A 22,582-nucleotide genomic window follows, 5' to 3' on the forward strand; every position below is an offset into this window, starting at 1 on the left:
ATTCACGCCTCCAGGACCGTGACGAGGTTGTGCTGCAGGCAGGGGCCGCCGGCGGCGTGCCCGACGGTGCGGCTCGCGCCGCCGTCGAGGATGCGCCGTGCGGCCTCGCCGATGCGGATGAGCCCCGTGGCCATGACGGGGTTGGCGGCGAGCGGCCCGCCGGACGGGTTGATCACCGTGTCGCCGCCCAGTTCGAGCGCCTCGCGCAGGATGAGCTCCTCGTGCGGGAACTGGGCGTGCAGCTCGGCCACCTCGACCGGGCCCTTGCCGACGCCGGCGGCCCGTGCGGCGTCGGCCGCGGAGGCCGATCTGGCCAGGTCCCGCATGCCGAGGTAGTGCGGCTCGATGCGGTGGGCGATGCCCTTGACGAAGGCGGGGCGGCTGGTGAGCCGTCCGGCCAGTTCCGCCGTGGCCAGCACGATCGCCGCCGCGCCGTCCGTGACGGGCGGCACGTCCGTCTTTCTGAGGGGTTCGACCGCGACCTCCTCGCCGTCCGGTTCGGGCAGGTCGAGCGCGTACGGGTTGCTCCTGCCGTCCGCCCTGGACCGGCGGACGATCTCGTCGAGCTGCTTCCTGTCCGCGTCGAGCGCGTTCGCCTGGAGTGCGGCCAGGGAGAGCTGGTCGAGGCCGAGGGGTTCCAGGTAGTAGGGGTCGAGCTGGAGGGTCATGATGGCGCGCAGGTCGCCGAGCGACGACTTGCCGAAGCCGTAGACCAGGGCCGAGTCGATGTCGCCGTGCTGGAGGCGGACCCACGCCTCGTACAGGGCCCAGGCGCCGTCCATCTCGACGTGGCTCTCGGAGATGGGCGGCCAGGCGCCGAGCGCGTCCAGGGCGCTGACGAACGAGAACGGCGCCCCGGCCAGGTAGTCGCAGCTCCCCGAGCAGGTGAAGCCGAACCTGGTCAGCCCGGTCCGCTCCTTGACCTCGCTGATCACGGGCAGGATCAGCTCGGGCTCGGTGAGCCCGGTGTCGTGGTCGGTGTGGACGGTCTGCGCGAACGCGACGATCGCGACCTCTCTCATGACAGCTCCACGTCGGGCTCGCCGGTGGGGGCGAACCAGCGGATGTTCGCCATGGACTTGCTCCGCTCCTCCTCGGGCACCCAGACGGCCCTGACGCGCATGCCCTGTCGCACCTCGTGCGCGGGCACGTCGCCGATCAGGGCGATCATAGGGATGTCGGCGTGGTCGAGCAGGATGTAGGCGGAGACGAACGGCACTTCGGGCGCGCGCGGGTCCGGCAGGTTGTTGATGGCGAACGTGGTGATCGTCCCGGTGTCGGGGAGTTCGAGCGTCTCCGGGATGAGACCTCCGCACTGGGGGCACGACATCCGGTACGGCACGTACACCTGATCGCACTGCTCGCAGCGTCCGCCGAGGAAGACGCCGCGCTCGACGCCCTCCAGGAAGACGCGGAGCGAGCCGCCCGCCTGGAGGCGGTACTCGGCCCGCACGTTGGACACGATCTTCGTGACCTCGGGTGCGAAGTGGGCGATGTCGGTGATGTGGCCCGTGGGCCGGTCGCGCCACACCGGCCAGACGCGGGAGCCCTTCGACAGCGCCTTGGGGCCGTCGGCGGCGACGGCGTGCACGAGCGCGGTGTCGGCGCCGTCCAGCAGGATCGTGGCCCAGGCGAAGGGCCGGTCGAGCGGGTGGTTCGCCAGGGGCTCGGGCACCCAGGCCCAGGAGGTCACCGTGCCGGCCGGGCCGACCTCGACGTACTCGGAGGTGACGGGGTCGCCGGTGGCGGGGTCGTATTCGAGGGGCGGCACGAGCACCTTGCCCTCTTTCGTGCGCACTCCGACGATGCGGCGGCCGCGCAACTCGGTGAGGAAGCGCCCGATCACCGGCCCGGTGGTCCGGGTGTAGCCGCCGGGGAACTCCAGGACGTGCTGGGCGACCAGCGGATCGTCAGATGGCACGGTCGTGACCCTCCCAGTACGGTGCGCGGAGCTTGCGCTTGAGCAGCTTGCCGTTGGGCTCGCGGGGCATCTCGGCGATGAAGTCGACGCTCTTGGGCCACTTCATCCGGGCCAGGCGGCCCTCCAGCGAGGCGATCAGCTCGGCCGCGAGCTCGGGACCCGGCGCGACGCCCGGCGCGGGCTCGACGACGGCCTTGATCTGCTCGCCCCAGTCGTCGTCCGGGATGCCGAACACGGCCACGTCCGCGACCTTGGGGTGGATCATGAGCTCGTTCTCGATCTCGGCCGGGTAGATGTTCGTCCCGCCGGAGATGATCATGTCGGCCTTGCGGTCGCAGAGGAAGAGGAAGCCGTCCTCGTCCAGGTATCCGATGTCGCCGACCGTGAAGTAGTCCTTGAGCCGGTTCGCGGCGGTCTTGTCGGGGTCGCCCTTGTACTCGAAGGGCACGCCCATCATCTTCATGTAGATCGTCCCGGGGGTGCCGGTCGGTACGGGTTCGCCCTCGTCGTCCGCGATCAGCAGCTCGCTGATCGGCCAGGCGGAGCCGACCGTGCCCGGATGCGCCTTCCAGCCCTCGGGCGTGGCCAGGGTGCCGCCGCCCTCGGTGGCCGCGTAGTACTCGTAGATGCAGTCGCCCCACCACTCGAACATCGCCCATTTGACCGGGACCGGGCAGGGGGCGGCGGCGTGGATCATCCACCTGAGCGAGGACAGGTCGTACTTGGCCCTGGTGGCCTCGGGGAGCGCGAGCAGGCGCTTGAAGTGCGTGGGGACCATGTGGGAGTTCGTGACGCGGTAGCGCTCGCACAGCCGGAGCGTCTCCTCGGCGTCCCATCTGTCCATGTAGACGAGGGTGTGGCCCATGTGCAGGGCGCTGCCGCCGAACTGGGTGACGGCGGTGTGGTAGCTGGGCGAGGTGACCAGGTGCGCGTTGGGCGGCCCGGCCGTGATGCCGAACAGGCCGAGCAGGAAGGTCATCAGCTCGGCGCCGTCGTCGGGGTCGAGGCCGCTCAGCGTGCGCCTGACGCCCTTGGGCCGGCCGGTGGTGCCCGAGGTGTAGTGCATGGTGGCGCCGGCCGTGCGGCCGGGCGGCGCGGTGTCCGGTTGCCCGGCGGTCAGCTCGCTCGCCGGGCGGAAGCCGTCCCGGCCGCCGTCCCCGCCGCCGTCCCCGCCGCCGTCCCCGCCGCCGTCCCCGCCGCCGTCCCCGCCGCCGTCTCCGAGGAGGAAGCGGCGGTGCGGCTCGATCGCCTCGGCCCCCCTGGCGCCCTCCTGGAGGAAGCGGGGGTGGACGAAGAACGCCTTGGCCTCGCTGTCGGAGACGATGTAGCCGATCTCCGGGCCGGTGAGGTGCCAGTTGATCGGCGTGTAGTACCAGCCGGCCTGAAGCGCGGCCAGGTAGAGGACGAGGCCGTCCGCGCCGTTCGGGACCAGGCCGCAGATTCCGTCGCCCGGCTCCAGGCCGAGCTCGCGTAACCCGTGGACGAGGCGGTTCGAACGGGCCAGGAGGTCACCCGCGCGGTGCTCCGTGCCGTCGGGGTCGACGGCCGCGATCCACTCGGGATCCGCCTGCGCCAGCCTCCAGAATCCGAGCGTGCCCATCTGATCTCCTCAGCTCAGGCGTAGCAAAACAGGAACTTGTTCTCGTTTGCTGTGCGGAGCGTATCCCGCGGGTAAAGTGCGGAGCAAGCGCTTGATTCATTGCTTCTGGGATTCGGGAGGCGTACATGGAGCTTCTGCCGATCAGCACCCCGCACTGCCGGGTGGAACGCGACGGCCACGTCCTGACCGTCACGATGAACCGGCCGGAGGCCCGCAACGCCCTCTCCTCGGACATGCTGATCGGGCTGGCCTCGGCGTGGGCGTACGCGTCGGCCGAGCCCTCGATCCGGGTCGCGATCCTGACCGGCGCGGAGGGCACGTTCTGCGCCGGGGCCGACCTCAAGGCCATGGGCCAACCCTCGACCGATCCCGAGGTTCAGGCAAGGGCCGCGCAGATCCCGAACTTTCACTGGAAGGGGCTGCTGAGGGAGGACCTGCCGACCAAGCCGATCATCTGCGCCGTCGAGGGGCACGCGGTCGCCGGCGGCACGGAGCTGCTGGTCGGGACGGACCTGAGAGTGGTCGCCGAATCGGCCACCCTGGGGCTGTTCGAGGCCAAACGCGCACTCTTCCCCATGGGCGGCTGCGCCGTCCGGCTGCCCCGCCAGATCCCCTACTGCCACGCCATGGACCTGCTGCTCACCGGCCGTTCCGTGACCGCCGCCGAGGCCCTGACGATGGGGCTGGTCAACCGGGTGGTGCCGGACGGGCGGGCGCTGGAGACGGCCCAGGAACTGGCGGCGGACATCGCCGCCTCCGGGCCGCTGGCGGTCCAGGCCATTCTGCGGACGTACCGGGACACCCTGGGCATGCCGGAGCCCGAGGCCCTGAAGGTGTCGGACGAGCTCGGCTGGCCGGTGATCGGCTCGGAGGACGCCAAGGAGGGCACCCGGGCGTTCCGCGAGAAGCGCCCGGCCCGCTACGAAGGCCGCTGACCACTCCCCGGGAGGAGAGACGCACGTCACATCCGTTCCTGTCACATCCCGCCGGGCTGCCCCGTCCCAGAGGTGGAAGCAGTCGACGACGACAAGGAGCGCGTCATGGAAGCCCGTCTGAACGTCTTCGAGAACCAGGTCGCGGCCAAGGCTATGAAGCACCTCATCAGCACCAACAAGGTCATCATGGACTCGGGCCTGCCCCACGCCACGCAGGAGCTCGTGAAGATCCGGGCCAGCCAGATCAACGGCTGCGGCTTCTGCACCGACATGCACACCAAGGACGCCGCGCACGCCGGCGAGACCTCGATCCGGCTCAACCTGATCGCCGCCTGGCGCGAGGCCAAGGTGTTCACCGAGGCCGAGCGGGCCGCGCTGGAGCTGGCCGAGCAGGGCACCCGCATCGCCGACGGCGCCGGCGGCGTCCCGGAGGAGGTCTGGGCGAACGCCGCCAAGCACTACGACGAGGAGCAGCTCGGGGCGCTGGTGTGCCTGATCGCCCTGATCAACGCCTTCAACCGGGTGAACGTCATCGTCCAGCAGCCCGCGGGCGACTACGTGCCCGGCATGTTCGGCTGACGGAGAGCTGCCGGGGCTGCCGGGGCTGCCGGGGCTGCTGGAAGAGCTGCCGGAGAACCGCGGCCTGCGGGAAGGGAGTCAGTCCCGCAGGCCGCCGAGGCCCGTCCGCAACCAGGCCCCCACGGCGACAGCCGGGCGATCAGTCCCGGGTGATGCGGTCGAGGCGTTCCAGGGCCTCCGCGTACTCCTCTACGAGCCCGAACACCACGTCCTTCGTCGAGCGCACCTGGTTGGTGAGGCCGATGACCTGCCCGGCGGGGAACGTGGCCAGCTCCGAGGCGTCCGAGCGGCCGATCCGGCGCAGGGCGTCCGAGACGAGCATGAACTGCAGCGGCATCGGCAGCGTGCCCGGCGACTCCTGCGACTCCCACGCCTCGGTCCACTCGTTCCTGAGCAGGCGGGCGGGCTTGCCGGTCCAGCTCCGGGAGCGCACGGTGTCGCGCGAGGTGGCCTCCAGGATGCGGCGTTTCGCCATCTCGGGGGTGTCGGCCTCCTCGACGGTGAGCCAGAGGGAGCCGGTCCAGACGCCCTCCGCGCCCAGCGCCATGCCGGCCGCCATCTGCCGGCCGTTCCCGATGCCGCCCGCCGCGAGGACGGGGACGTCCACGGCGTCCACCACCTGCGGGATGAGCACCATGGTCGAGATCTCGCCGGTGTGGCCGCCGGCCTCGGTGCCCTGGGCGACGACGACGTCCACGCCGACCTCGACCTGCTTGAGCGCGTGCCGCGGGGTCGAGGCCAGGGCGGCGACCTTGACGCCGTGCCGGTGGGCGAGGTCCACGACGTCGGCCGGGGGCGGCCCGAGGGCGTTGGCCAGCAGGGCGATGGGATGGCGGAGCGCGACCTCGACCTGGGGACGCGCGGTGGCGTCGGTCCAGCCGAGCAGCACCCGGCCGGGGTCGGCGTCGGACGACAGCGGCGGCACGCCGTGCCTGCCCAGCAGGTTCTCGACGAACGCGCGGTGCCCCTCGGGGATCATCGCCTGCAGGCGGCCGACGAGCTCCTCGGGGGCGAAGTCGGCGCCCTCGTAGGAGGCGGGCATGACCACGTCCACGCCGTACGATCTGCCGTCGACGTGGTCGTCGATCCACTTGAGCTCCATCTCGAGCTCTTCCGGGGTGAAGTAGAGCGCGCCGAGCACTCCCATGCCGCCCGCGCGGCTGACCGCGGCGACCACGTCCCTGCAGTGGCTGAAGGCGAAGATCGGGAGCTCGATTCCGAACATGTCCGTGACCCGTGTCCGCATGGCCCGACGATAAGCCGCGCCGCAGCCGAACTGCAACGTGTTCTACTCTAGAACCTTTCGTCGGTCGGCCTCCGGGCCTGGGACGCGTTCTAGCGCGGCAGCCGCCGCCAGAGCGGCCGCGGCAGCAGGCGCAGCAGGCCGAACGCCGGGCCGAGCGCCCGCGGCACCCACACGGACGACGCGCCCTCGCGCAGCGCGCGCACGGTGGCCAGGGCCACCTGGCGGGGCGTCGAGGAGAGCGGCGCCGGCGGCAGGCCCTTGGTCATCCGCCCGATCACGAAGCCCGGACGCACGATCAGCACGCGCGCGCCCGACCCGTGCAGCGCGTCGCCGAGCCCCTGCGCGAACCCGTCGAGCCCGGCCTTGGCCGAGCCGTAGACGAAGTTGGCCTTGCGCACCCGGGCCCCGGCGACCGACGAGAGCACCACGAGGGTGCCGTGCCCCTGCTCGCGCAGGACCCTGGCGGCGTGCAGGTCCACCGAGACGTGGCCGCCGTAGTTGACCGCGACGGCCTCGGCGGCGGCGGCCGGGTCGACGTCGTAGTCGTCCTGGCTGCCGAGCACGCCGAACGCGGAGATCACCACGTCGAGGTCGCCCACCAGCTCCACGGCCCTGGCCAGGACGGCGGCGTGCGACCCCACGTCCAGCGCGTCGAACGGCAGGACGTGCACCTCGGCGGCGAGGTCCGCCGGCGGCGTGAGCTCGCCCCTGGCGGCCAGCACGACCCGGCTCGCGCCCAGCCCGACCAGCAGCCGGACGATCTCCAGGCCGATCTCGCTCCGCCCGCCCAGCAGCAGCACGCTGTCCACGGCCCCGAGCGCGTTCCTCACGACGCCCCCCGCCCCGGAGCGGCGGCCGCCCGGCTCGCGTCAGAAGTGGTGGTCACAGTCGTAGTCTCCTGGACAGGTCCGAGCGGAACAGGCCCTCCGGGTCGGCCTCGTCCCTGATGCTCCGCCATCGTTCCAGTTCGGGGTACATCGCCGCCATCATGTCGGCGCGCAGCCGGGCGTCCTTGGCCAGGTACACCCGTCCCCCGGCCTGCGCGACGCGCTCGTCGAAGCCGCGCAGGAGCCCGCTCAGGCCGCGCTGACCGGCCGGGATGTCCAGGGCCAGGGTCCAGCCGGGCACGGGGAAGGACAGGAAACCGCCCGAACCGGGACCGAACCGCTTGAGCACCGTCAGGAACGACACCGTCCCGTGGGCCGACAACGACCCGACGATGCCGCGCAACGTCTCTTCCGCGCCGAACGGCACCACGAACTGGTACTGCACGAAGCCGCGCGAGCCGTACATGCGGTTCCAGCCCTCGACGAAGTCGAGCGGGTGGAAGAACGGCGCGATGCCCTGCGTGACCGTCGCGCTCCGCGGCGCCCTGCGGTACCAGAGCTCGTTGAAGGCGCGCACGCTGAGCCCGTTGAGCAGCCCGTCCGGCGCCCACGGCGGCGCGTGCAGCCGGGCGCGCGGCGCGAAGACCGGCGGCGGCTTCTCCGCGTCGCGGGGCGCGTGGTCGCCCCTGGTCAGGACGCTGCGGCCCATCCGGCGGCCGCGGGCGAGCAGGTCGATCCAGGCCACCGTGTAGCGGTAGCGGTCGTCGGTGCGGGCCATGACGTCGAGCGTCTCGTCCAGGTCGGCTGTGCGCCGTACGTCCACCCGCATCAGGGACGACTCGACCGGCACGCAGCCGAACGTCGCCTCGGCCACCACCCCGGTCAGGCCCATGCCGCCGACGGTCGCCCGGAAGAGCGGGTCGCCGGGGCGCAGCACCCGGGCGGCGCCGTCGGCGGTCACCAGCGTGAGGGAGCGCACGTGCGCGCCGAAGGAGGAGTCGCGGTGGTGGTTCTTGCCGTGCACGTCGGCCGCGACGGCCCCGCCGACCGTGACGTGCCTGGTCCCGGGGCTCACGGGCACGAACCAGCCGCGGGGCACCAGCGCCGTCATCACCTCGTGCAGGCTGACCCCGCCCGCCGCGGTCACTTCGCCGGTGCGCTCGTCGAGGCTCCAGGCGTCCAGGCCGGTGCAGTCGAGGACGAGGCCGCCGGCGTTCTGGGCGGCGTCGCCGTACGAGCGGCCGAGCCCGCGGGCGACGACACCGCGGGCCGGCGCGGCCGCGACCAGGTCGCGCAGCTCGTCCAGGGAACGGGGGCGGCGCAGCACGGCGGGGGTGGGCGAGGTGCGGCCCCAGCCGGTGAGGAACGTGCTCACGCGTAGATCCCGAGCCCCACCAGGACGACCAGCGCGGCGGCGAAGACGAGGGTGGGCCGGTCGCGGATCACCAGTTCCTCGGGCTCCTCGCCGCCGCCCCGCTCGACCAGCAGGTTGTGCCGGAGCACGAGGAGCAGGAACGGGACGATGCTCAGTCCGTAGAACACGTTCTCGTGCGCGTTCAGCGCCCACAGGCAGTACGTGACGATCATCGCCCCGGACGCCATGATCCGCACGTGCGTGAGGTACGCGGCCGGGTAGGCGGCCAGCGTGGCCCGCGTCCCCGACACGCCCCGCGACCGCAGCTCGGCCTCGCGCTTGCCGGCCACGAGCTGCAGCGCGGCCAGCGAGACGACCACGAGGAACCAGCCGGTCACCGGCACCCCGACGGCGACGGCGCCGGCGTAGGCCCTGATCACGTGGCAGCCGGCGACCGCGATGAGGTCCACGACCTCCTGGTGCTTGAGCCAGGTCGTGTAGGCCAGGGTCAGGGCGACGTACCCGGCGACGACCGCGGGCGCCTGCCAGCCGCCGGCGAGCGCGGCGACCGCGGGCCCGAGGACCAGCAGGACGACGCCCGCCACCCGGGCCGTGCGCACCGACACCGCGCCGGAGGCGACGGCCCGGCGGCGCTTGCGCGGGTGCAGCCGGTCGGCCTCCACGTCGGAGGCGTCGTTCAGCAGGTAGGAGCCGCTGGCGGCCAGGCAGAAGGCGGCCAGGACGAGCAGCGCCGCGAGCAGGCGGCCCGGCTGACCGAGCACCCCGGCCGCCATGGGGGCGGCCAGGACGAGCAGGTTCTTCAGCCACTGACGCGGCCGGGCCGCCCTGACCAGGGCCAGCGCGGGCGCGGGCGACCAGGGGCGGGCGACCACGCCCTGGCTCATGCGGACCGGCGGCCGCGCAGGGCGAGCAGCAGGCCGCCCAGGAGCAGGACGACCCCGACCACGCCGAGCACGATCGGCAGCGTGGTCCTGATCAGGTTGATCTGGCTCTTGCCCTCGGCGGCGCTGTCCACCAGGCCCTTGACCGTGTCGTCGGTCATCTTGGCGGTGGCCACGAACGCCTTGGAGCGCTCGATGCCGTCCTGGCTCTTGAGCACCTCGTTGCGCACCTGCTCCTGCTTGACGGGCGCGCCGGTGGTGGGCTCGATCCAGTAGGTGACGGTGCCGGAGTAGAACCGGTTCAGCTGAACGTCGCCCGAGGTGCCCATGCCGAACCAGGCGGCGGGCGCGTTCAGCGTCTGCGTCCTGGTCTCGGGGACGGTCTGCTCGAACTTGTACGTGGGCAGCCCGTTGACCTGCTCCTCGCCGACGAACCTGGCGTCGAACGCCTTGCCCGCGCTGGCGTTGAAGACCTGGTAGGTCTTCTTCTCCACGTCGAACGGGAACTTGTAGATCTGGCCCTGGAGCTGTACCGGCGCCTTGTCGATGCTGGCGCCGCAGCAGTTGAGGCCGACGCCGGAGCGCTTGTCGAAGGCGCTGCGCCGCTCGCTGAAGTTGATGCCCGGCTTGCTGTTGGTGACGTCGTTGACGGCGGTGAACTCGTCCCAGACGACGCGGTCGTCGTTGGCTTCCTTAACATCGCCGCGGGTGGTCACGATGATGTCGAGGTCGGCGGTGAGCACCTTGCCGTCCGGGATGCTGAAGTACTGGGCGCCCGTCGCGTGCAGTTTGCTGATGCTGTACTGGTCGCCCTTGGCGGCCATGAAGGCGGGCGCGACCTGGAGGCGCACCAGGGGAGCCAGAACGATGAGGAATGCCCCGACGGCGATGAGGACGCTGCCAACGACGACCCGGTTCATGGACCCTCCATGTGCGCAGGTGCACTGACGCCTGTTTGGGTGGTTAAGTACTGAAACGAACTACCTACTCGCCGGTATGTTATTGCGACGAGTGACCGACGTCACCAGGGATGCGGAAACGTGACCGAAACAGGTTCTACTTCGGGCGGGGTGCCGGTGGTCTCAGGACACCAGACCTCGCTCGACGGCGTGCGCGCCGTGGCCGCCTTCGCCGTCCTGCTGTTCCACGTGTCCATGGAGGCGGGGACGGCGCTGGACCCGGGGTTCCTGGGCGGCGTGTTGTCCAGGGGCGAGATCGGCGTGCCGATCTTCTTCACGCTCTCCGGCCTGCTGCTGTACCGGCCGTGGGCGGCCCAGGTCCTGCTCGGCGACCGGGCCCCGGACACCCGCCGCTACCTGTGGAAACGCTTCTTCCGGATCATGCCGGCGTACTGGCTGGTGGTCGCCGTGGCGCTGCTGCTGTGGGGGGACGCGCACCGCGCGGACCCCTGGACGTGGGCGCAGATGTTGTTCCTCGTGCACACCTACGACATCACCCCCTGGTGGTACGGCCTCGGCCCCAAGGGGCTCGGCCAGATGTGGAGCCTCGCGGTCGAGCTGACCTTCTACCTCACGCTCCCGCTGATGGCGGCGGTGCTGCGCAGGTTCGCCCTGCGCGGCGACCCCGACCTGCGGACCAGGGGACGGCGGCTGCTCATCGGCCTGGCCGTCTTCGGCGCGCTGTCCTACGTGTACACGGTCTTCGAGTACTTCCCCGACTACCGGCCCTGGATGAACGTGTGGCTGCCGCGCTCCTGGACGTTCTTCGTGCCCGGCATGGCGCTGGCCGTGCTGACCGTCTGGGCCAGGGCCGAGGACGGCCGCGCCCGGCGGCTGAGCGCCGCGCTGGCCTCCTCCTGGGGCACGTTGTGGGTCATCGCGGGCCTGGCCTACCTCATCGCCGCCACGCCGCTCACCGGGCCGCGCGCGGTCGGCCTGGGCAGCATCTGGACGGCGTTCACCGAGCAGGGCCTCTACACGCTCGTCGCCTTCTGCCTGGTCGCCCCCGCCGCGCTGGCGGCCGGACGGCCCACCCGGGTGCACGAGCTGCTCGGCGGCCGGGTGATGAGCTACCTGGGCCAGATCTCCTACGGCGTCTTCCTGTGGCAGTTCGTCATCCTCTACCTCTGGTACGACTTCACCGGCCAGCGGCCGTGGACCGGCAACCTCCTGGTCAACCTGGTCGCCGTCACCGCCATCACGGTCACCATGGCCGGGCTCACCCACCGCTACGTGGAGGAGCCCGCCAGGCGGCTGATCCGCCTGGTGCCTCAGCGCGCCGCCGGGCCCGGCTCGCCGAAGGCCACCGCCCTGAGGCAGAACGCCTGACCCTGCGCCCCGGCCGCGGTGATCCGCATGCCCTTGCCCGGCCCGTCGTGCGGCACGTAGAACAGCGCGCCCATGGCGCCGGTCGCGGGCAGCGTGGCCGCCCGCTGGGCCTCGCCGACCTCCACCACGACCTGCACGGGCCGCGGGCTGACGTACGACATGGCCACCACCACGCCGGGCCCGCCGAAGGACTCGACGGGGAACTCCTTGCCCGCCGGGAAGCACTTGCGCCCCTTGACCGCGTCGAAGAACGGCACCACCCGCCCCACCAGGACGAGCTTGCCCGTGTCGTCCAGCACGTACGGCTCCGACGAGGGCCGCGGGTGGCGCATGCGCTCCCTGGTCGCGTCGTCGGCCAGCGGCGCCAGCACGTACGAGGTCATCCGGCGCTCCCCGTTCCACGGCAGGACGATCTCCGGTGGCACCGGACGGGCGTAGATGTCGGCCTCCCCGGCCGCCGCGGCCAGCGAGGTCTTCGCGTTCTCCAGGTACGTCCTGACCCGGTCGCCGGTGAGCGTGTCGCCGAAGGTGTTGATCGAGATCAGCGACACGACGAGGAAGACGGCGGTCAGCGCGCCGCCGACGGCCGGCAGGCTCGCCGGCACCGGCCGGCGCACGACGTCGGGCTCGTCCTCCACCGGCATGACGGCCAGCGCCAGGCAGAGCGCGAAGAGCACGGCGGCGTCGGCGACGTACCGGGTCTCGGCGCCGATCAGGTCCCAGGCGGTGGCCCGCGCGATCACGGTGGGCACCGCGTCGGCGACCACCACGTAGGCCGCCAGGATCGCCCACGCCCGCCAGGCCCGCCTGCGGTACACGCAGGTGACCACGACCAGCGCGGCGAGCACCGCCCACGCCACGGCCACGGTCACCGGGGCCGGGTCGGCCAGCCCGCCGGTCGAGGTGACGCCGCCCCAGCGCAGCGGGCCGCCGACGGCCCCGGTGGGGAAGGTCTCGCCCAGCAGCCTGCGCAGCAGCCCGGGGACCACCTCGGCCTTCGGACCGGTCAGCGCGTCGGCCCCGGCGGTGTCGCGGCGCAGCCAGTAGAGCAGCGCGTACCCGGCCAGCAGCAGGCCGTGCGCCCACCAGACGGGCTTGCGCAGCTCGGCGAGCAGGGCGCGGGCCCACAGGCCCCGGCCGAGGTAGGCGCTGCTGACGCCGAGCACCACGAACGGGATGAACACCCCCTTGGTGGAGAAGGCCATCCCGACGGCGGTCCAGGCCAGGGCCCGCCAGCGGCCCTTGCCCTCGCGTACGTACCTGACGTGCGCGGCCAGCGCCGCGATCAGCGCGAGCTGCAGCGGCACGGCGTTGAGCGCCGCCGACCACCAGCTCATGGCGGGCACGGTGAGCGGCGCGAACGCGTAGACGGTCAGCGCGGCGAGCACCGCCGCCCGGTCGCCGAACAGCCGCCGCAGCAGCACCAGGAACATGACCGAGGCGGCCCCCTGGATCGCCACGGTCACGAACGACACCAGCGCCCAGCTGTACGGCGCGACCGACGTGAGCAGCCACACCAGGCCGAGCGCGCCCGGCATGAGGTGCCCCTTGTGCACCCTCATCAGGTACTCCCAGGTCGGCCCGCTGTCGCCGGCCCCGGCCACGAAGAGGAAGTCGTCCTCGACGAAGTAGGCCTTGCTGAGCAGGCTCGCCCGGAACACCAGCGAGATCAGCACGATCAGCAGGCCCACGCCGATGACCGGCCCGGTGCGCACCGCCGGGATGGTGATCTGGAAGGGCTCGGCTCGCTTGACGTCTTCAGCCATGGACGTATCCCTCCACTGCAGTAAGCTCCGCGCCGTGGACACCGAACCGTTCCGAGCGGATCTCGGCAGATCCGTCCGGTTGCTGCGCGCCTTCCGTCTGGAGCAGAGCGACCCCGACTTCTTCTACGGCACCCTGGCCAGGGACACGGTGGCCCAGCTCGCCACCTACACCGACCTGGCCGGCGCGACCGTGGCCGACATCGGCGGCGGCCCCGGCTACTTCGCCGACGCCCTGCGCGCGGTCGGCGCGCGGCCGCTGTGCGTCGACTGCGACGCCGGTGAGATGCGCCTGCGCGACGGCGTGCCGCCCCGCGACGCCGTGCTCGGCAGCGCGCTCGACCTGCCGCTGGCCACCGGCTCGGTGGACGTGTGCTTCTCCTCCAACGTGCTGGAGCACGTGCCCGACCCGCTGCGGATGGCCGACGAGATGGTCCGGGTGACGCGGCCGGGCGGCGTGGTCTACCTGTCGTACACGATCTGGTTCTCGCCCTGGGGCGGCCACGAGACCTCCCCCTGGCACTACCTCGGCGGCCACTACGCCGCCCGCCGCTACGCCCGCACCCACGGCAAGCCGCCCAAGAACGTCTTCGGCGAGAGCATGTACGCCATCGGCGTGGCCAAGCCGCTGGCCTGGGCACGCAGGAGGCGCGACGTGGAGGTCCTCGACGCGATCCCCCGCTACCATCCACGCTGGGCCAGGCACGTCGTCCACCTACCTGGCATCCGCGAGCTGGTCACCTGGAACCTGCTCCTCGTCCTGCGCCGCAGGTGAGCGCCGCCGCGACAACCACAGGGCGGCCGCCACGCAGCCCACGCCGAGCAGGCCGCCGCCGATCGGCGCCACCGTGCCGAGCAGCAGGATCCAGCGCTTGTAGGCGGCCGCCGTCGCCAGGGCCGCGGCGACGTCCGGCTCGGCGGTGCGGAAGTCGGCGTCGAGTGCGGTCAGGCGGCCCCGGCCGTCCGCGGTGACCAGCGTCTCGGTCACCTCCTCCAGCGTCCTGACGGGCAGGCCGCTGACCGGTTCGACCCAGTACGTGCGCCGGATCTCGGCGTAGCGGCCGAGGCCGACGTCGCCCTTGCCGGGCAGGCCGAGCAGGCGGCGCGGCAGCGGCGGCGTCTCGCCGGGCACCAGCTGGCGCGGCGTGCGCTGGACGTAGCGGTAGGTCTCGACGCCGCGCACCCGCTCGACCCCGTCGAAGACGGCCGTGACCGGGCGGCGCAGGCGCAGGTCGAACAGCGGGTAGTCGCGGCGCTCGGCGTTGAACGGCCAGCGGAAGGCCTGCCCGGTCTGCCGGACGGAGACGTCCTCGTCCAGGTACTCGCCGCAGCAGTTCACGATCTCGCCGGTACGCCGGTCGAAGGCCAGGCGGCGCTCGTGGTAGTCCAGGCGGTGGCCGTCGCGGGTGGCCAGGGAGACCGACTCGCCCCACACCGCGCGGTCGTCGTCGCCGGCCAGCACGTCGCCGATCAGCCACCGGGTCTGGACCAGGTCGCCGGTCGTCTGCCGCATGGTCGCCGGGTCCACGTACGTGGCCGACTCGGCGGTCGCCCTGGTCATGCTCTGCTGTTCCAGGGGCGCCTTGAGCACCCGGTCGTAGACGTACAGGCGGCTCAGCGGGATGAGCGTCAGCAGGAAGGCCCCCACGGCGGCCAGCACCAGCGCGAGACTCCTTCGGCTCGGTGCGGTCACGGCCGGGGCACCGCCTGTCCCGGCGTCACGTCGCCCAGGCACAGGCCGGGCGGCACGTCGTGCACGACGATCCGGTCCGCGCCCGGCACGGCCAGCACGAAGACCCGGCCGAAGCCGGCGCGCAGCTTCATGTCGGTGGCCCGGTCGCCCATCCACAGGGTGACCGTCGTGTCGGACCGGGCCGCGTACCCCAGCCTGACCAGGGTGCCCTCGACGCGGGTGACGCGGTTGTCCAGCGGCACCTGGACGGTCCCGCCGGTCACCGGCCAGCACCGGTCGCGGGTGGTGGGCACGAGCGGGATGCCCTGCACGTCCACCGGCCGCAGCCGGCCCTGGTCGTCGAAGACCAGGCCGTCGAGCGCGGCGGGCGGCGCCTGCATCCTGGCCCTGAGCGCGGGCGTGGCCAGCGCGCCCAGCACCCGCGAGGTCAGGCTGTAGGTCCGGTACGAGTTCGGCAGCACCTCCGTCGGCACCAGCCGGTCGTAGATCACGCTGTCGGGGGCCGCCCTGGCCAGCTCGGCGCGGGCGGTCTCGATGTAGTCGTGCCGCCGCTCGGCCCCCAGGTACCCGGCGAACAGCGTCACCGTGACCAGCGACGCGCCCGCGAACAGCCCGAGCATCGCGCCGGCCGTCCCGGTCACCCGCTCCCGCGCCGGCAGCGCCCTGCGGTACGGCTCCGCCTCGCCGCGCAGCGGCAGCAGCACCAGGCCCACGACCAGCGCGAGCAGCGGGACGGCGTCGGCGACGTACCGGGTGTCGGTGCCGACGAACGAGCCGAGCAGGTGCACGCGCCCCCACAACACCGGCAGCGCGTCCGCGACGAGCAGGTAGCCCAGCAGCGTGGCCCAGGCCAGGACCGCCCGCCTGCGGTACCGGCTGGTGACCGCCACCAGCGCGGCCAGGACGACCAGGGAGGCGATCACCAGCGGCAGCGGCGGCGAGGCCACCCCCCAGTCGCCGCCCGCGAACCACCGCCACGGCCCGCCGAGCACGGTGGTGGCGAACGTCTTGCCCAGCAGCTCCCACAGGAAGCCCAGGGCCTGGTCGAAGATCGGCAGCGCCCCGGTGTTCGGCGCCGACAGAGACCGCTGGACGTAGAGCGCGCCGAAGGCCACCAGCACGGTGGCGTACATGGCCCAGGCGGCCAGGTGGCGGCGCAACGCGGCGCGCAGGCCGCCGTGGTAGATCGCGGTGAGGGCGAACAGCAGCAGCGGCAGCGCGAACCCCTTGACGAAGCCCAGCAGCCCGACCAGCACCCACAGCGCCGCGGCCACGGCGTGCCGCAGCCGGCCCGTCCGCAGGTGGTGCCAGTGCGAGGCGACCGCCATGGGCAGCGCGACCTGGAGGAAGACGGTGTTGAGCCCGGCCGCCCACCAGGCCAGCGCGGGCACGGTGACCGGCGCGAGCAGGAAGACCAGCAGCGGCACGAGCGTCGCCGGCCGCCTGCCGAACATCACCCGCAGCATGCGCAGCACGCCCAGCGCGGCCAGGGCGTGCAGCGCCAGCACCGTGCCGGCCGCCCACCCCCAGTCGAACGGGTGCAGCCGGGAGACCAGCCAGGCCACCAGGAAGCCGCCCGGCATGAACTGGCCGAAGTGGATCCGGGTCAGGTAGTCGAAGGACAGGTCGCTCTCCATCGCCCTGGCCACGAACTCGTAGTCGTCCTCCTTGAAGTACGCCTCCTGGACGACGGCCGCCTTGCCCGCCACCGCGGCGGCGACGAGCAGGAGCCCGGCCAGCAGGACGCCGTGGCGGCGGACCCAGCGGGCGGCACGCGCCACCGGGCCGGGCACCGTGATCACGGTCCCCGGACGTGGCTTGATCGTGTCGGTCACGGAACACTCGTCATGGTCGGGCCGCCGGCGGCGACGGTGATCGGTACGGTGGTCTGCCGGGCCGGCGCGCGCCTGGCCGCCACCTCGACGAGGAGCTGCCCGAGCAGCGGCAGGCAGAGCAGCTGCGCCCACAGGCCGCCCGCGCCGAGCGCCACCGCGACCGTGGCGGCCAGGTAGAGTGCCAGCCCGCCGGGCGGCCCGAGCAGCAGGGTCCAGCGCCGCCGCCCGCGCAGATGCTCGGCCTCCCGCAGCGGACGCGACCAGGCGCCCAGCACGAACGCCACCCCGGCCACGCCCGCCCCCGCCGGCCCGCCGACCCAGTAGCCCAGCGCCACGGCGAACACCGCGACGTGCCGGACCCGTGGCCGGGCGGCCAGGACGGGCGCCAGATGGCGTCCCGGCCGGCCCCTGCCCACCAGGGCCAGCCCGGCGACGAGCAGCGCCAGCGCCCCGCCCGCGGCGAGCCCGGCCCGGTACGGCTCGTCCGGCTCGTAGGTGAGCCTGACCGTCCCGGCCGTGAACGCGGGCAGGAACCAGGCCTGCCGCCAGCCGTCGAGCCGGACCGGCTTGAGCGCCGCGGCCCCCAGCGTGGCCTTCCAGCCGGCGTTGAAGTTCTCGTTGACCACCAGGTAGGCGTCGTCCTGGACGTTCACCTGCACGACCCGCTCGCCGGCCGCCCACTTGGTGACCGGCGTGCGCCGCATGACGGTGGGCCCGGCCGCGGGGCTGCCCGGCTCGTGCCGCACGACCGCCGACTCGACCCGGTACGACTCCCCCGGCCGCACCGACAGCCGGGTCGGACCGGCCACGAGCTGCAGCCGCTCGCAGGTCTCGAAGGTCACCGGCCGGCCGGTGACCACGTCGTGCAGGGTGCCGCCGGTGACGGCGGTGTGCACCTCGTTGCCGTCGATGGTGAGCGTCGGCCCGAAGCCGCACGGCAGCGTGAGCTTGAAGCCGGTCAGCGCGCCGAGCGGCCGCACGCCGGGGAAGGCCACGTCGCTGATCTCGATCGGCCGGCCGCCGGACGCCCCGAACTCCAGCGCCACCTTCCTGGCCTTCATCGCCGGGAAGCGGACGAGCCCGTCCGTGCCGACCCAGCTCTGCCGGACGCCGCCCTCGGCGCGGATCGTCACCCGGACGGGAGGGGCGCCGAGGTAGGAGTCGGGCGTGATGACGCGGATCTGCGACAGCTTCGTCTCGCGGGCCAGCTCGACGTTCAGCGTGGGCCTGGGGTCGAGCGGGTCGGCGAACCAGGCCGTCCTCGGGTCGCCGTCGAAGGCCCAGCGGCCGCCCGCCGCGCCGCTGTCCACCGCGGTGGAGGAGGCGCGCACGCTCAGGGAGTCGCCGGGCAGCGTGCTGAGACGTTCGATCGTCGCGCGGTCGGTGACCGTGGCGCGGCCCGAGATGCCGTACGCGCCGTCCTTGCCGGTGACGAAGGAGCGGTCGAAGCCGTTGCCGTCGTCGCCCAGCACCTCGTGGCCCTTGGCGCAGCTCCAGGCGGCCGAGCCCCGGACGCAGCCGGGCACGTCGCCGGTCCTGGCGACCGAGATCGTGGCCGGCTCGCCGGTGTCCTCGCGCGGGTCGGGCACGACGATCGAGCGTCCGGGCCGGACGCCGGGGATGTCGAGCTCGGTGATGCCGACCCGGCCGCCGAGGCGGTTCGCCGGCTCGTACGCGGTGGCGACGACCTTCACCCGCAGCCGCTCGACCGGCCCCTTCGGCACGGCCAGCTCCTGCGGGTCGGCGGTCGCGCGCACCTTCTGGCGCAGCGCGCCGGCGCCGGTCTCCACGACGACCTCGCTGGGCGGCGGGCCGATCGGCGAGTTCTCGAACGCCACCTGGATCGTGGGGATCGTCAGCGGCTCGGCGAAGGTCACCTCCAGCCACTCGCCGACGGCGCCGTTCCAGCCGGTGGAGCGCCAGCTCGTGCGCCGGTCGCCGTCCAGGGCGGCGAAGGGCTGGTGGCCGGGCTCGCGGCTGTTCGCCGCGGCGCCGACGTCGGCCTCGGAGCTGGAGGCGGTGACGCCCGCGACGCCGGTGAGGCCGGCCGTGGAGACGTACCGCGCCCAGCCGGGGTCGAGCAGGTCGTTGGAGGGCGAGCTGCCGCGCAGGGGCTCGTCCGCGGTGAGCGTGGCGCTGGCGTTGCGGCGCAGGTCGGCGAAGGCGACCTCCCTGCGGCGCAGCGTGTCGGTCAGGATCGTGTCGTGCGCGGGCACCTTGACCACGCCCGCGTCGTCGTTGAGCAGGACGGGCCGGTCGTCGTCCAGGAGGCCCTGCTCGGCCAGGGAGAGCACGGACTCCGGCGCGCCGCCGACGCGCAGCGGGCGGGTGGCGTCCACGGTGCCGACCAGCGGCGCGGCGCCGGCCACGCGGTAGATCTCGACGGCCGGGTAGGGCTGGTCCAGCCAGGCGGCGGCCCGGCCGTACTGGGCGATGCCGACGCCCGGTCCCATCCGGGCCACGAGCGAGACGCCGGGCGAGTCCTCCAGCGCCTGGTGCACCCGGACCGGCCAGGCCGTGCCGATCGTCGCCCGGTCCAGGTCGTTCCGGACGACCAGGTACGACACCCCCATCCGGCGCAGCGTGGCGGACAGCCCCGGCGAGCCCTTGCCGGTGGCCAGGCGGTCGTCCACGGCGGCCATGAGCCGCGAGATGCCGGCCGAGCCCCACGGCACGATCGTGTGCGTGGCCCAGCGGGCCTGCGAGAGCGCCTGCAGCGGCTCGTCGAGGGGGCGGCCCCACAGGTACTCGCCGCGTTTGGCGCCCGGCACGGCCAGCACCATGCCGTCGCCGGCGTTGCGGTTGAGCCAGGTGATGGCCTGCCGCCAGTAGTCGGGGATGGCGGTGAAGCCGCCGGCGGGGGCGAGGCCGGCGTACAGGATGGGCAGGCCCGACAGGGTCACGAGCCCGGCGGCCAGCACGGTCAGGGGCGTGCGCAGGCGCGGCCGGGCCAGTGAGAGCAGCCCGGCCAGGCCGAGCGCGACGGGCAGCCGGATCAGCGCGTCGAACTTGTGCAGGTTGCGGAAGGCGGCGAGCGGGCCGTCGAGCAGCCCGACCATGAACTGCTCGTGCGGCGTGCCGGGATGGCCGGTGGTGATGATCGCGATCCCGCACAGCAGGCTGATCACCAGGAACGGCCGCTCGGGCAGCCGGCGCAGGGTGAGCCCCGCCAGGCCGAGCGCGGCCACGGCGGCGGTGACCACGATCAGCCACGGGACGGTGGACTGCTGGTGGGCGTCGGGCAGCCAGGTCTGGCCGTCCACGGTCAGGAAGCTGAGCCAGCTCGACGTGCCGCGCAGCGCGTTGACCAGCGACGTCACGCCGGTCGTCGCGGTGGCGGTCTCGATGTAGGGCAGGAAGGAGAAGATGTAGCCGCCGAGGGTGAGCAGCGGGACGGCCCACCACAGCGAGGCCAGCAGAACCAGCGGCAGCCACCAGGCGATCAGGCGGCGCTTGACCGGCCCGCCGCGCCTGGTCAGCAGGTAGACCATCGGCACCACGAGCACGGCCGCCTCGGCCACCGCGTTGACGCCGCCGCAGAACAGGAAGGCGAACGCCGACAGCGCGGCCGACCGGCGCGGCGTCAGCTCGCCCTTGGCCCCCTTGACCAGCGGCAGCAGGATCCACGGCAGCACGGCGCTGGGCAGGAACTCCGAGGAGTTGATGCCGATCAGCGCCTGGGCGTGCGGCGCGAGCGCGTACACGAAGCCGGCCAGGACGCGGGTGTGCGGGCCGCCGACGCCGAACGCGCGGGCGAGCTGGACCACGCCGAGGAAGGCGACGCACAGCACGAGCGACATCCACAGCCGCTGGACGGCCCACGACTCCATGCCCAGCTTGAGGAAGATCGCGTAGAACGGGCCCATCGGGAACAGGTAGCCGTACGCCTGGTTCTGCAGGTGACCGAAGTAGGCGCCGTCCCACAGGTGCAGCGCCCGGCCGAGGAAGCCCAGCGGGTTGACCGCCATGTCGAGCTTCGTCTCGGGGATGATCTTCTCGGTCGAGGTGTTGAACGCGATGGCGCCGAGCAGCAGACAGGACGCGAGCAGCCGCAGCCTGTGCCTGATCCGGGCCTCGTAGCTCTCGACGGTGGAGTCCCCGCGTTCCCCCGGGGGTCCAGGCGAGGCTTGGGTCACTGAGGGGCTCCGCCGCAATCTTGGAGTTTCGCCAGGATAAGTCCGGTCATGCTAGCCCCAGTTCGGGCCCACGTAAATTCCCCGGCCCAGGCGCGGCAGGCCGCGGCCACCTCCGCCCGCCGCCGCGGGTCGGCCAGCTCCTTCAGCGCGCGGCCGGTCACCTCGGCCAGGCTCTCGCCGTCCCGGACGAGCCAGCCGGTGACGCCGTCCCGCACGGAGTCGCGCAGCCCGGCCACGTCGTAGGCCACGGTCGGCACGCCGAGCGCGGCGGCCTCGATCACGGTCAGCCCCCAGCCCTCGAACTCCGAGGCCGTCACGTTCAGCCGGGCGGCGGCCAGCAGGGCGTTCTTGTGCGGCTCGGGCAGGAAGCCGTGCAGCTCGACCCGGCCGTCCAGGCCCCGGGCGGAGATCCGGGCGGCCAGGGCGTCGTGCTCGGGGCCGCGGCCCACGACGTGCACCCGCAGGCCCGGCCAGGCGTCGCCGAGCTCGGCGGCCAGGTCCACGACGCGCTCGATGCGCTTGTGGCCGATCAGGCGGCCGGCGTACACGAGGGCGGGCTCGCCCGCGGCGGCCGGCGGCTCGCTGCGCGCGGGCTCGGCGCAGCCGTTGGGCACGACGGTGACCGGCGCGAGCCAGCGCAGCTTCGTGGCCAGGTCGCGCCTCGACGACTCCGAGACGGTGACCGTCAGGCAGCGCCGGTAGACCAGCCGGGCCACCTCGCCCTCCACGAAGCACCCGATGCGGGCCAGCCAGGCGGGCAGGAAGGCGTGGAACTGCCGGTCGTGGACGTGGTGCACGAGGCTGATCACGGGCGTGCGGCGGCGGACGACGAGCGGGGAGAAGAACGGGATGCCGTTCATGGTGTCGATGACGACGTCCACGCGCCGCCGGTGGATCAGCAGCCAGAGCGGCACCAGCAGGTAGACGAGGTACGGGTTGCCCATCCTGCGCAGGTCGACGCCGTCGAGCACCTCGGCGCGGCGCTGCCCGCGCTGGCGGCCGGTGACGAACACGACCGAGGCCCCCTGGGTCAGCAGGAACCGGCTGACCTGCCAGGCGTACTCCTCGGCGCCGCCGGCCGTGGACTGGCAGGGTTCGCGGAAGTTGAGCATCGCCACGCGGACGCCCGCGAGTGGCCGCTCCTCCGCCGTCGCGTCGCTGGTCCGCGGCTCGATCAGCCGTGCCGTGTCCGCTTTGCGCTCACCGGTAAAGACCACCATCACTCCTCGTCGGCGGGCATGCGGGCATGGCGGAGCCACACTCCGTGCTCGCTGTGTATGGCCCCGCGTCAAGCGGGATGGATCACCTGGTGCCGTAGTTGTAGAGCGGCTGGTTGGGCGGGGTGAGCGACGGTGAGGCCACGTTGACCACCGCGACGGAGGCTCCGACCGCCAGCAGGGCTCCTATCGCCAGGGCCACGAGAAGTCGCAACACGAAGCTCTCCCTTCCTTCCGGTGACGCGGTGTGCCGAGACTAGAACGTGTTTCGTCTTGAATCCATAAC

The 22,582-nt window shown here is 73.0% G+C and carries 18 protein-coding genes; 4 read left to right on the top strand and 14 right to left on the bottom strand.

Annotated features, from left to right (window positions below; genetic code table 11):
* Positions 1-2: 2 nt before the first annotated feature.
* Genes ACFYYW_RS08695 through ACFYYW_RS08705 form a run of 3 tightly spaced genes read right to left on the bottom strand, consistent with a single transcriptional unit; the run spans position 3 to position 3,521 of the window.
* Complete coding sequence (locus ACFYYW_RS08695; protein ID WP_387646591.1) at positions 3-1,022, bottom strand: thiolase domain-containing protein; 1,020 nt, start codon at positions 1,020-1,022, stop codon at positions 3-5.
* Positions 1,019-1,921, bottom strand: coding sequence for an OB-fold domain-containing protein (locus ACFYYW_RS08700; protein WP_352323093.1), 903 nt, complete (start codon positions 1,919-1,921; stop codon positions 1,019-1,021). The genes ACFYYW_RS08695 and ACFYYW_RS08700 overlap by 4 nt, the downstream gene beginning before the upstream one ends.
* Positions 1,911-3,521: an acyl-CoA synthetase gene (locus ACFYYW_RS08705; RefSeq protein WP_387646594.1), complete on the bottom strand. Its 1,611-nt coding sequence runs from the start codon at positions 3,519-3,521 to the stop codon at positions 1,911-1,913. The genes ACFYYW_RS08700 and ACFYYW_RS08705 overlap by 11 nt, the downstream gene beginning before the upstream one ends.
* Before the next feature lie 125 nt (positions 3,522-3,646).
* Between ACFYYW_RS08705 and ACFYYW_RS08710 the strand changes: the two genes are divergently transcribed.
* Both ACFYYW_RS08710 and ACFYYW_RS08715 read left to right on the top strand, forming a co-directional pair.
* Complete coding sequence (locus ACFYYW_RS08710; protein ID WP_387646597.1) at positions 3,647-4,456, top strand: crotonase/enoyl-CoA hydratase family protein; 810 nt, start codon at positions 3,647-3,649, stop codon at positions 4,454-4,456.
* 105 nt (positions 4,457-4,561) lie between these two features.
* The gene (locus ACFYYW_RS08715; protein ID WP_387646599.1) at positions 4,562-5,035 is read left to right on the top strand and encodes a carboxymuconolactone decarboxylase family protein; all 474 of its coding nucleotides are present in this window, start codon (positions 4,562-4,564) and stop codon (positions 5,033-5,035) included.
* Positions 5,036-5,174: 139 nt separating this feature from the next.
* On the opposite strand, the gene ACFYYW_RS08720 is transcribed toward ACFYYW_RS08715, so the two are convergent.
* The 5 genes from ACFYYW_RS08720 to ACFYYW_RS08740 all read right to left on the bottom strand — a co-directional run bounded on the left by ACFYYW_RS08720 (position 5,175) and on the right by ACFYYW_RS08740 (position 10,284).
* A complete protein-coding gene (locus tag ACFYYW_RS08720; RefSeq protein ID WP_387646602.1) occupies positions 5,175-6,281 on the bottom strand; it encodes an NAD(P)H-dependent flavin oxidoreductase in 1,107 nt (368 codons plus the stop codon).
* An 89-nt stretch (positions 6,282-6,370) separates the two neighbouring features.
* Positions 6,371-7,111: an SDR family NAD(P)-dependent oxidoreductase gene (locus ACFYYW_RS08725; RefSeq protein WP_387646605.1), complete on the bottom strand. Its 741-nt coding sequence runs from the start codon at positions 7,109-7,111 to the stop codon at positions 6,371-6,373.
* Between the two features lie 52 nt (positions 7,112-7,163).
* Positions 7,164-8,483: an FAD-binding protein gene (locus ACFYYW_RS08730; protein WP_387646607.1), complete on the bottom strand. Its 1,320-nt coding sequence runs from the start codon at positions 8,481-8,483 to the stop codon at positions 7,164-7,166.
* Positions 8,480-9,367, bottom strand: coding sequence for a decaprenyl-phosphate phosphoribosyltransferase (locus tag ACFYYW_RS08735; protein ID WP_364413606.1), 888 nt, complete (start codon positions 9,365-9,367; stop codon positions 8,480-8,482). The genes ACFYYW_RS08730 and ACFYYW_RS08735 overlap by 4 nt, the downstream gene beginning before the upstream one ends.
* Positions 9,364-10,284 carry a DUF3068 domain-containing protein gene (locus ACFYYW_RS08740; protein WP_352323101.1) on the bottom strand — a complete coding sequence of 307 codons (921 nt, stop codon included), beginning with the start codon at positions 10,282-10,284 and terminating at the stop codon, positions 9,364-9,366. The genes ACFYYW_RS08735 and ACFYYW_RS08740 overlap by 4 nt, the downstream gene beginning before the upstream one ends.
* 120 nt (positions 10,285-10,404) lie before the next feature.
* Here ACFYYW_RS08740 and ACFYYW_RS08745 point away from each other — a divergent pair, with 120 nt between their 5' ends.
* A complete protein-coding gene (locus ACFYYW_RS08745) occupies positions 10,405-11,652 on the top strand; it encodes an acyltransferase (protein ID WP_352323102.1) in 1,248 nt (415 codons plus the stop codon).
* Here the strand turns inward: ACFYYW_RS08745 and ACFYYW_RS08750 are convergent.
* The gene (locus tag ACFYYW_RS08750) at positions 11,595-13,418 is read right to left on the bottom strand and encodes an ArnT family glycosyltransferase (RefSeq protein ID WP_387646611.1); all 1,824 of its coding nucleotides are present in this window, start codon (positions 13,416-13,418) and stop codon (positions 11,595-11,597) included. The genes ACFYYW_RS08745 and ACFYYW_RS08750 overlap by 58 nt on opposite strands.
* Between ACFYYW_RS08750 and ACFYYW_RS08755 the strand changes: the two genes are divergently transcribed.
* On the top strand, positions 13,417-14,190 hold the full coding sequence (locus ACFYYW_RS08755; protein ID WP_352323104.1) for a methyltransferase domain-containing protein: 774 nt from the start codon (positions 13,417-13,419) through the stop codon (positions 14,188-14,190). The genes ACFYYW_RS08750 and ACFYYW_RS08755 overlap by 2 nt on opposite strands.
* Here the strand turns inward: ACFYYW_RS08755 and ACFYYW_RS08760 are convergent.
* The 5 genes from ACFYYW_RS08760 to ACFYYW_RS08780 all read right to left on the bottom strand — a co-directional run bounded on the left by ACFYYW_RS08760 (position 14,131) and on the right by ACFYYW_RS08780 (position 22,513).
* Entirely contained in the window at positions 14,131-15,108 is a 978-nt protein-coding gene (locus tag ACFYYW_RS08760) for a DUF3068 domain-containing protein (RefSeq protein WP_387646615.1), read from the bottom strand. The genes ACFYYW_RS08755 and ACFYYW_RS08760 overlap by 60 nt on opposite strands.
* On the bottom strand, positions 15,105-16,943 hold the full coding sequence (locus ACFYYW_RS08765; protein WP_387646618.1) for a hypothetical protein: 1,839 nt from the start codon (positions 16,941-16,943) through the stop codon (positions 15,105-15,107). Before ACFYYW_RS08765 ends, ACFYYW_RS08760 begins: the two co-directional genes overlap by 4 nt.
* Complete coding sequence (locus ACFYYW_RS08770) at positions 16,940-21,079, bottom strand: alpha-(1->3)-arabinofuranosyltransferase family protein (RefSeq protein ID WP_387646621.1); 4,140 nt, start codon at positions 21,077-21,079, stop codon at positions 16,940-16,942. The genes ACFYYW_RS08765 and ACFYYW_RS08770 overlap by 4 nt, the downstream gene beginning before the upstream one ends.
* On the bottom strand, positions 21,076-22,299 hold the full coding sequence (locus ACFYYW_RS08775) for a glycosyltransferase family 4 protein (protein WP_387646624.1): 1,224 nt from the start codon (positions 22,297-22,299) through the stop codon (positions 21,076-21,078). Before ACFYYW_RS08775 ends, ACFYYW_RS08770 begins: the two co-directional genes overlap by 4 nt.
* An 82-nt stretch (positions 22,300-22,381) precedes the next feature.
* Entirely contained in the window at positions 22,382-22,513 is a 132-nt protein-coding gene (locus ACFYYW_RS08780) for a hypothetical protein (RefSeq protein WP_260477562.1), read from the bottom strand.
* Positions 22,514-22,582: the final 69 nt, after the last annotated feature.

Origin of the sequence: Nonomuraea sp. NPDC001831, from assembly GCF_042892035.1 — a bacterium.
Taxonomy (GTDB): domain Bacteria; phylum Actinomycetota; class Actinomycetes; order Streptosporangiales; family Streptosporangiaceae; genus Nonomuraea.